Annotated in this window: 3 protein-coding genes; all 3 read right to left on the bottom strand. The window is 57.2% G+C overall.

Annotated features, from left to right (window positions below):
- On the bottom strand, window positions 1-503 hold a 503-nt coding region (locus QZ554_RS08260; protein ID WP_297195726.1), incomplete at its 3' end, for a MarR family transcriptional regulator.
- Between the two features lie 66 nt (window positions 504-569).
- Entirely contained in the window at window positions 570-1868 is a 1299-nt protein-coding gene (locus QZ554_RS08265) for a DEAD/DEAH box helicase (protein WP_297195727.1), read from the bottom strand.
- A gap of 51 nt (window positions 1869-1919) precedes the next feature.
- Window positions 1920-2750, bottom strand: a complete 831-nt coding sequence (ispE, locus tag QZ554_RS08270; RefSeq protein WP_297195728.1) for a 4-(cytidine 5'-diphospho)-2-C-methyl-D-erythritol kinase — start codon at window positions 2748-2750, stop codon at window positions 1920-1922.
- Window positions 2751-2918: the final 168 nt, after the last annotated feature.

Consider the following 2918-nt stretch of genomic DNA (forward strand, 5'->3'; position numbering starts at 1 on the left):
AGGTTGTAGCTATATCCCGTGACGGGGTTGATACGGCCTGGGATATTGATATTGACGTTGAGGATCTCCTCCTGACGTAGACCATGCCGCTCGATGAAGAGGTGAATCTCCTCGCAGATGGTCTCGAGTGCCTCGGGGGTGTTCTCTAGGCTGTAGGGGATGTTGTAGTCCTCGTGAGAGATCCGTCCCTGCAGGTCGATGAGTCCGAGGTTCAGATAGCTACGCTTGACGTCTACACCAATGAAGTAGCCTCCAGTAGGGTTCAGCCCGAAGAGGACAGGGAAACGCCCTACTCCTATCTCTAGCTTACCCTGAAGCTCGATACTGCCCGCATCCTGGAGCTCCTGTAGGATCTTAGCCGCCGTGGGGACACTAACGTATAGTTCCTTAGCGATCTCATTCATCGTCGCCGTCTGGTGCACAAGCAGGTAGTTGATGACACGTAGCTTGTGTTGTCCCTTCTTGGTCTTCTGCGTGATGTCTTCGAGTAACTGCGATGTCATGTACGGATAGTCTGTAGTAGAGTTAGTGTATATGCTATGGTGTTCGTAGGTGCTACAAATAGGTCGTTACTTGGGCTGGGTGCTCTTGGAGCGTGCTCCTCGAGACCTCTGAGGTCGACGACCGCCCTGTCCCTGCCCTTCGCCCTTGTCCTTGGGGCGGTGCGCGGAGGTGCTCTTCCCTCTAGGTCGGTCAGAGCGTACCCGTGCCTCGGGGCGGTAGTCGGGGGTAGGGCCAAAAGCTGGGTCTACGGGGATCTTATAGATCACACGACCGAGGAAGTCCTCGATACGGCCAAAGCCCGGCTGCTCCTTCTCACTGACGAAGGTGATGGCCAGCCCCTCATCGTTACCTCCACGAGCCGTACGACCGATGCGGTGCACATAGTCCTCGGGGTCGTGGGGGATATCGTAGTTGATGACCATGCGGATATTGTCGATGTCGATCCCTCGGGCGACGACATCGGTGGCGACGAGCAGGTCTACGTTGCCTGCCTTGAACTGGCGCATGACCTCCTCGCGCTTCTCCTGCGCTAGGTCAGAGTGCATCTGCTCCACACGTATCGAGAGGCGGCTCATAGCGGCTGCGAGCTCCTTGACCTTCATCTTAGACGAAGAGAAGATAATGGTACGTGTCGGAGGGGTCTCCTCGAAGAGGTGTGTCAGGATACGTAGCTTCTGTGCTTCGTAGCATACATAGGCCGACTGGATGATACTCTCGGGTGGTCGTGAGATAGCGAGCTCCACCTCAGCTGGATCATGGAGGATCGTGCGGGCGAACTTCTTGATCTTGGGGGGCATCGTCGCCGAGAACATCACTCGCTGTGAGCTACTCGGGATCTCCTTATTGATAAGGAGTATATCCTCCTGGAAGCCCATGTCCAGCATGCGGTCTGCCTCATCGAGGACAAAGTAGCTCACCCCCGATAGGTCTGCGTGCTGGAGGTTGATCAGGGAGAGGAGACGCCCAGGGGTAGCGATGATGATATCGGCACCCTGCGCTAGGCCTCGCCGCTGTTGCTCCCACGTGATGCCGTCCGTACCCCCATAGATAGCCACGGAGGAGATAGGCAGGAAGTAGGAGAAGCCCTCCACCTGCTGCTCGATCTGGATCGCCAGCTCACGTGTGGGAGCCATGATCACGGCGTTCACCTTCTCGGGATCGCCTTCGCCTCGGCTGAGGCGGTTAATGATCGGCAGGAGATAGGCGGCGGTCTTCCCCGTACCCGTCTGGGCGCAACCGATCATATCACGCCCCTCGAGGAGCAGTGGGATCGTCGCTTCCTGCACAGGCGTCGTCTCGTAGAAGTTCATCGCCTCGAGGCCATCCAGGACCTCATCCTCCAGATCTAGTTCATCAAAATACATATTCCAGCAACTGTTTTATGGGCAAATGTACCGCTTTTTCACGAACCTCCCTTAGGCACTAGGCAGCTTTCCCTGCCAAATGAACAGACCCGAGCCCTCTAGCCCCCCGAGCGGTAGGGGGGCTCTCGAGAGTGCATACAGCGCTGCTCCCGAGCCAGTTAGTAGGACAAAGGTCGCTCCTAGATCATAGAGCTGAGCCTTCAGTCGCTCCAGCTCTGGGTAGAGCGGGAAGAGGCTGTCCTCGAAGGCATTGGTTAGCTCCCCTCGCCACTGCTCTATGGGCTGTGCCAAGGTCTGCTCTATGGGCACCGCCCTCGGCCCGATAGCCCGAAGACCACAGAAGGCCTCTCGGGTCACGACATGTAGCTCAGGCTTAACCACCGTGAGGCAGAGCCCGCCGAGGTGCTCCACAGCGAGGGGACTAAGCACCTCACCTATCCCACGGCCTACGGCAGGGGTATTGCGCACGAAGATCGGGCAGTCAGCCCCTAGGGTCAGTGCCACCACCTCCAGCTCCTCGCTCGTTAGCCCTAGGGCAAAGAGCTCATTCAGGGCACATAGCGTAAAGGTAGCATCTGCTGAGCCTCCGCCGAGACCTGCACCCGAAGGGATCACCTTCGTCAGTCGTATATGTAGTGGGGGGATGGGATATTGGGCTCTCAGAGCACGAACGGCACGCAGGACGAGGTTGTCCTCGGTGGCACCGGTCTCGATACCACCCTCTACCTCCAGCTCATCGGCCAGCCCTTGGCTAGGCTCGATCTCTAGGGTATCGCATAGGGGAATAGGCAGGAAGCCCGTCTCCAGTAGGTGGTAGCCATCGGGACGCTTGCCTACGACGTAGAGACCTAGGTTAATCTTTGCGTTCGGATAGACGATCATATTGGATCTAGTAATAGGAAGAGGGAGGGAGCTAGCAACACGAGGCTCAAGGGGTCTAATAATACAAGGAGCGAGACTCGATAAGATTTCTCTTAATGAGTCTCGCTCCACTGTTGTACGCGGGATGAGATTTGAACTCACACGCCGTAACCGGCACTACCCCCTCAA

This window comes from uncultured Porphyromonas sp. (genome assembly GCF_915070105.1).
GTDB lineage: Bacteria > Bacteroidota > Bacteroidia > Bacteroidales > Porphyromonadaceae > Porphyromonas.

What these genes read in the sequence shown, in the direction of transcription:
- QZ554_RS08265 (WP_297195727.1), bottom strand. Translation starts at nt 1,868, where the DNA reads ATGTATTTTGATGAACTAGATCTGGAGGATGAGGTCCTGGATGGCCTC.
- ispE (WP_297195728.1), bottom strand. Translation starts at nt 2,750, where the DNA reads ATGATCGTCTATCCGAACGCAAAGATTAACCTAGGTCTCTACGTCGTA.